Origin of the sequence: Caballeronia sp. (assembly GCF_049581465.1) — a bacterium.
Classification (GTDB): domain Bacteria; phylum Pseudomonadota; class Gammaproteobacteria; order Burkholderiales; family Burkholderiaceae; genus Caballeronia.
The window spans coordinates 1-6,692 of sequence record NZ_JBAUSA010000494.1 but is presented as its reverse complement, the minus strand read 5'-3'; the positions used below and the strand labels follow the sequence as shown (position 1 = coordinate 6,692).

5 protein-coding genes are annotated in these 6,692 nt (G+C 60.7%); 2 read left to right on the top strand and 3 right to left on the bottom strand.

Going from position 1 to position 6,692, the window contains the following annotated elements:
* Together glgP and glgX are read left to right on the top strand one after the other, a co-directional pair.
* On the top strand, positions 1–1,391 hold a 1,391-nt coding region (glgP, locus tag WCA53_RS12135; RefSeq protein WP_423909903.1), incomplete at its 5' end, for a glycogen/starch/alpha-glucan family phosphorylase.
* Entirely contained in the window at positions 1,378–3,480 is a 2,103-nt protein-coding gene (gene glgX / locus WCA53_RS12130; RefSeq protein ID WP_423909900.1) for a glycogen debranching protein GlgX, read from the top strand. The genes glgP and glgX, both read left to right, overlap by 14 nt.
* A gap of 71 nt (positions 3,481–3,551) precedes the next feature.
* Here the strand turns inward: glgX and WCA53_RS12125 are convergent, their stop codons facing one another.
* The 3 genes from WCA53_RS12125 to WCA53_RS12115 form a co-directional block, all read right to left on the bottom strand.
* Complete coding sequence (locus tag WCA53_RS12125; protein WP_423909897.1) at positions 3,552–4,547, bottom strand: 2-hydroxyacid dehydrogenase; 996 nt, start codon at positions 4,545–4,547, stop codon at positions 3,552–3,554.
* Positions 4,548–4,596: 49 nt separating this feature from the next.
* Entirely contained in the window at positions 4,597–6,189 is a 1,593-nt protein-coding gene (locus WCA53_RS12120) for a TrkA C-terminal domain-containing protein (protein WP_423909894.1), read from the bottom strand.
* 198 nt (positions 6,190–6,387) lie between these two features.
* Positions 6,388–6,692, bottom strand: a 305-nt coding sequence (locus tag WCA53_RS12115; protein ID WP_423909889.1) for a PTS transporter subunit EIIB, incomplete at its 5' end; no start/stop codon positions are given.

Here is a 6,692-nt window from a genome sequence, read left to right as displayed (position 1 = left end):
CCAATCACACACTCTTGCCCGAGGCGCTCGAGACCTGGGGATTGCCGCTCTTTCGAAGCCTTTTACCGCGTCCGCTCGAAATCATCTATGAGATCAATCGCCGATTCCTTGACGAGGTTCGACAACGCTACCCCGGCGACGAAGCGCGCGTTGCACGCATGTCGCTAATCGACGAGAAGGGTGAAAAGCTCGTGCGCATGGCGCACCTCTCGACGGTCGGCAGCCATGCCGTCAATGGTGTAGCCGCGCTGCATTCCGATCTCCTCAAGCAGACCCTACTGCGCGACTTCGCCGAGCTGTGGCCCGAACGCTTCCACAACGTGACTAACGGCGTTACGCCGCGCCGCTTCATGCTGCTCAGCAATCCGGGGCTCGCGCGGCTGCTCGACGAGCTGGTGGGTGAAGGGTGGGCCACCGATCTCACGCGGCTTAGGAGACTCGACGCGTATGTCGACGATGCCGCGTTCCAGGACAAGTGGCGCGAGGTCAAGCGATCGAACAAGAAGATCCTCGCTGAGCGCATTCGCAGCATCACGGACATCGCCGTCGATCCCGAAGCGCTGTTCGACGTACAGGTCAAGCGCATTCACGAATACAAGCGACAGCATCTGAACGCGCTTTACATCATCACACTGTATCAGCGCCTGCGCCGCGGTGTGGAGCAGGGCGTCGTACCGCGTTGCTTTATCTTCGGAGGAAAAGCGGCACCTGGCTATGCGATGGCGAAGCTGATGATCCGGCTGATCACAGGCATTGCCGAGGTGGTAAACAACGATCCGGAAATGGATGGCAGGCTGAAGGTGGTGTTCTTCCCAGACTTCAATGTGAAGAACGCACATCTTATCTATCCGGCCGCCGATTTGTCCGAACAGATTTCGACTGCCGGCAAGGAAGCGTCCGGCACCGGCAACATGAAGTTCATGATGAACGGCGCGCTTACCATCGGAACGCTGGACGGCGCGAACGTCGAGATCCGCGAGGAAGCGGGTGACGAGAACTTTTTCCTCTTCGGACTGACCGCCGAACAGGTGGAGCATGTCAAGCGCGAAGGCTATCGGCCGTCGCAGCATGTCGAAGGCAATGCGGAACTGCGCGAAGTGCTGGATCTGATTGCGGGTGGATATTTTTCGCGCGGCGACAAGCAGGTGTTTCGTCCGCTCGTCGAGAATCTGCTACAGGTAGATCCGTTTCTGGTGCTCGCCGATTACGCGGACTATGTAGCGTGCCAGGAGCGCGTGAGCGCCGCCTGGCTGGACCCGGCACGCTGGACGCACATGTCGATCCTCAACACGGCGCGCTCGGGGAAATTCTCGTCGGATCGCGCGATTGGCGAGTACTGTGAACGAATCTGGAAAATTTCTCCGGTGAGAATCGCCCTTGATCACGCCTGACACTGAGCCAGTCCGGCGTTTTGCGGTTCGCGCCGGATCGCGGTTTCCTCCGGGTGCAACCGTGGTGCCTGGAGGCGTCAATTTTTGCGTCTTCTGTCGATACGCGACGCATGTCGAATTGCTGCTCTATGCAAAACCGGATAGCCCGGAACCGTTGCAGACGGTCACGCTTACGTCGGAGCACAATCGCACCTTCTTCTACTGGCACGTGTTCGTCGAGAACCTTCCCGCCCATATCTGCTACACGTGGCGAGTGGACGGCCCGAACGACACGCAACGCACGGGCCGCGCCTTCGACGCTCGCCGGGAACTGCTCGATCCGTTTGCCCGTGCAGTGAGCGATGTCCTGTGGAAGCGGCACAGGGCGATCGAATCGCCGGATGTCGGGCATGCTGCGCACCGTGCGATCGTGATCGGGCCCACGCCCACACCCCCATCCACGCCCGCACCCGACGCACGGATTGCGAGCCTGGCCGACGCGGTCATTTACGAGCTTCACGTTGGCGGCTTTACACGCCATCCGTCGAGCGGCGTGCAGCATCCTGGCACGTTCGCTGGACTGATCGAGAAGATTCCTTACCTCCAACAGTTAGGGGTGACCCACGTCGAACTGCTGCCCGTGATGGCGTTTGACGAGCAGGACGTTCCGCCCGCAGCGGCCGCCCGCGGGCTTATCAACTATTGGGGCTACAGCACGCATAGTTTCTATAGTCCGCATCCACGCTATTGCATCGATCCCACCCGCGCCGTAGAGGAATTTCGCGCACTGACCGACGCCTTGCATGCGGCGAACATCCAGGTGCTGCTCGATGTGGTGTTCAATCACACGGCAGAGGCGGGCGAGGCGGGGCCGGTGATCAACTTCAAGGGACTCGTCAATGACATCTTCTATCAGCACGATCCGCACGACGGGCGTCGCTATCTTGACTTCACAGGTTGTGGAAATACGGTCAACTGCAATCATCCGCTGGTGACGGCGTACATCGTCCGATGCCTCGAATACTGGGTCGAAGAGATGGGTGTCGATGGCTTCAGGTTTGACCTGGCAAGCGTTTTCGTGCGTGATAAGCATGGCGAATTGATGGCCGATCCGCCTCTGCCATGGGCAATCGAGTCTTCACGCGTTCTCTCACGCGTTCCGCTGATCGCGGAAGCCTGGGATGCTGCCGGTCTCTATCACGTCGGCGCGTTTCCGGGCATGGCATGGGCAGAGTGGAACGGCCGTTACCGCGACGTAATTCGCCGCTTCGTACGCGGCGATGGCGGGATCATTGGAGAGGTCGCGACCTGCATCGCCGGGAGCGCTGACCTCTATGCCGATGATGGCAGGGGGCCGGCCAACAGCGTCAATTTCGTCACATGTCACGACGGATTTACGCTGAATGACCTCGTGTGCTACAACGGCAAGCATAACGAGGCTAACGGCGAGGAGAACCGCGACGGCAGCAACGACAATCTGTCATGGAATTGCGAAGCAGAAGGCGAGACAGCCGATGCGGGAATTCTGCAGTTGCGTGGCCAGCAGGCCCGCAATCTGATGGCCATATTATTTCTGAGCCAGGGCGTGCCGATGATTCTTGCGGGCGACGAACTGCTTCGCAGCCAGCGCGGCAACAATAACGGCTATTGCCAGGACAACGCGCTGTCGTGGTTCGACTGGAGCGTGCTGGATCGCGCTTCGGGGATGTTGCAGTTCGTGCGCGAACTGATTGCGCTGCGCAAGCGTCACCCGAGTCTGCGTCGGCGGCGCTTCCTGATCGGGCGAGTTGCACAAGGGCATTCGATGCCGGACGTGACCTGGCACGGCGAGCGCCTGCACGAACCCGGTTGGCATGAGCGAGGCGCACGTCTCCTTGCATTCACGCTCGGCGACGAAGAGCCAGATGAAGCGCCTCTCCACGTGATCCTGAACATGGACAACTCAGCGCGTCGCGTTGCGCTTCCCTCCCTCAACGGGCGGTGTTGGCACCGAATCATCGATACCGCGTTGAATGCTCCACATGACATCCTGCCGTCGCCGCGCGGGGGGGCGATGGAGTGCGATCACAGTCACATACAGGCCCGCAGCGTCGTGGTGCTGGAGGCTTGAAAGCACGCAGAGGGACGGACTGGGCACCCCCGCATCTCAACCGGGCAGGGTAACGAGGGCGCCTATGACGCTCAGCCGGCCCGGATCTCGTTTTCAAGGGCTTCGTTTCGCTCGAAAGCCGAGACGCTGCGAAGCGTGGTCTCACAAATCGTCGTCAATGCCTCACGCGTCAGAAATGCCTGGTGGCCCGTCACGATCACGTTCGGGAACGAAATGAGTCGCTGGATCAGGTCATCCGTAATCACGACGCTTGAGAGATCACGGAAGAACAGGTCTGCCTCCTGCTCGTACACATCGATTGCCAGTCCGCCGAGCTGACCGGATTTCAGTGCATCGACTACGGCTTCAGTATCGATGAGGCCGCCGCGGCTTGTATTGATGAGCAGGGCGCCTGGTTTTGCCCGGGCCAGCGTCTCGGCATTCATGATGTGATGTGTTGCAGGCGTCAACGGACAGTGAAGAGAGACGACGTCTGCTTTCTCTCCGATCTCACCAGGCTGCGCATAACGGGCCCCCATCGCTTCAAATTCGGGCGAACGCTCGGGATCGTATCCAATGACGTCGCAGCCGAAGCCGAGCATGATCCGCGCGAAGACCCGACCAATCTTGCCTGTGCCGACGACGGCGACCGTCTTGCCGGCCAGGTCGAACCCGATCAGTCCATCAAGCGAAAAGTTTGAGTCCCGGGTGCGGTTGTAGGCTCGATGGATCTTCCGGTTGATCGCCATCAGCAGCGCGACCGCATGTTCGGCAACGGAGTTTGGCGAATAGCTGACAACGCGTACAACCCTGATGCCGAGACTGGCCGCCGCCTTGAGGTCGATGTTGTTGAAGCCCGTGCAGCGAAGGGCGACCAGGCGCGTTCCGCCGCGGTGAAGGATATCGAGCACGGCAGCGTCTGCGTTGTCATTGACGAAAATGCAGACGGCCGGACAACCCGCGGCAAGACCGGCAGACTGGGTGTTCAAGGAGGCATCGAAGAACTTTAGCTGATGAAGGCCGTCCGCGTTGGCGTCCTCGAGATAGCGACGGTCGTAGGGTGTCGTGCCGAAAACGGCGATATCCATGGCGTACCTCCAGCAGTTTCGTGAATTACCGTCGTCCAACGCAGCACGCTTACCCGCCTGACAGGGATATCGCGAGCTGCACAAACAGCACCTTAACGATGGTCATGGACGGGAAGATCATTGCGTACATCACATCGGGACGGTCCGTGGGCGCGATCCGGTTGGCGAACGCGAGGATGGCCGGGTTGCCGGTCGCGCCGCAGATCACACCAATCGAAGCGTCAAACGGCAGCCTGAAAACCCACACCGAGAATATTGCGGTGACACCCACAAGCACTAGCAGGACAAGCAGCCCGTACAGCAGTAGCAGGGGGCCCGTCGTTCCAACCGTACTCACGAATTTCGGCCCGCATGATATGCCGACCTGCGCGAGGAAGATGGTAAGCCCGAGATTGCGCAAGACCAGGTTAGCCGATAGCGGCATGACCCACACGAACGGACCATTTCGGCGGGCCTTGCCAAGGCAGAGGGCCAGTATCAGAAGCGCAGCGAGTCCGAGACTGAATCCGCCGGTACCCGGGATCGGCAGCGAGATGGCACCTGCAAGTAGACCTGCCGCGGCACCGATCCCAAGGCAGATGTAACTGAGATCCGCGGTCCCCTTGATGGAATCCCCAAAAAACGAACGGATCGACGCCATATGCGCGCGATTCACCAGAACGCCGACCCGGTCACCAGCCTCCAGAACGATTTCGGGGCCGGGCAGGAGATCAACGTCGCCTCGCCGCACATGCGCAATCGCACAAGTCACTCCGTCGGGAAATCGCAAGTCGCGCAGCGACATTCCCACCACGCTGGGACTGGAAGCGAACACGCGCATGTAGTCGAGGTCCTCCCGGTGGCTCGTCATCCTGCCGGGCTGAAATTCGCCGCAGATGTCAGCTGTCTTGCGCAGGATCTCGGGATCGGTGGCGGTTGCCAGCAGCACGTCGTCTTCACGCAGCACGAGATTTTCGGCCGGCAGTTGGTTGTGATGGCTTCGACGCACGGCGGCTATCGCAAGACCTTGCGGCAGGCGGGCCGTCAGTTCGGACAGCTTCAGACCGACGAATCCGGAATTCCTGAGCGCGATCTCGGCCATTTCGATGATCTTTGGTTTCGGCGCGTCGATTTTCGCCTTCAGCACGACCTTGAGCACGAAAAGAAACAGAATCGGGCCGGCTACGCCCAACGGGTAAGTCACACTGTAAGCCACCGCGGTCTCGTTGTTTTTCAGTGTTGCGATGGCCGCCTGGAGACTGGCCGTGCTCGTCCCGGTGCCGGCAAACATTCCAAGTGCGTCCGCGAGACGGATACCGGCGAACGGGACGAGAATCCAGGAGACGAACCCGGCGGCGAGCACACCGAGGCATGCCGCTACGTTTGCCTTGATGCCTTCCGGGCTGGTCAGGCCCTTGAAGAACTGTCCTCCGTACTGGATGCCGATTCCGTAAAGGAAGAGAAGCAGGCCAAGCGTGCCCAGTAGCGCTGGCGGGGCGGATCGGGGAGCGAAAGCCCCGATGGCGAGACCGACAAACAGGACCGCGCCAGACCCGAGGCACACGCCCTTGACATTCACATCGCCGATGAGGTATCCGAACGCGATAGTAAGGAAGAGGGTGAACAACGGCTGAGCTTCCAGAAACAGCCTTGCTGTATCCATGCGGCCTCCTTCGACTCGCCCACTCGATGATCTGCCGTTCAATTGAAGACCATTTGCGAATGCCCGTCCAGGTAAACGGACAGGCGACAGAATAGTACTGCAGTCTTCGGCGCACTCGATACCGGGCCGGACAATGCCGATGGTCGACACATCGTCCCCGATTTGAGGAATGCCGGCTCCGCCCCAAAGCAGGCTCCCTCAAGCGGGAGGGCTTCCTGCCGGCGTTTGTCGCATCGCGCCTGCCAGGTTTTTCGCCCCGAGGCCGACGATCAGGTCGAACTCGCCGTTAGTGAAGGATTGCGTCGCGGGGACACCGGCCGCCTTCAGGGCGGCAAGGTCGAGCCTGGAGGCGTCGGACAGCACGACGCGCAGGCGTGTGAGCGCAAGCGCTTCGAGCTTCATGATGTTGGCAGCGCCACCGAGCGCCGCACGGATCTTTTCCGCACGCGCGTTCTGCTGCGTCGGGCTGTGCGCGGAGGGCGCGGCTGCTGCGACCGTCGCCG

Bases quoted from the DNA above. Each gene is read 5' to 3' on its own strand.
- WCA53_RS12125 (WP_423909897.1), bottom strand. From the start codon at position 4,547: ATGGATATCGCCGTTTTCGGCACGACACCCTACGACCGTCGCTATCTC.
- WCA53_RS12120 (WP_423909894.1), bottom strand. From the start codon at position 6,189: ATGGATACAGCAAGGCTGTTTCTGGAAGCTCAGCCGTTGTTCACCCTC.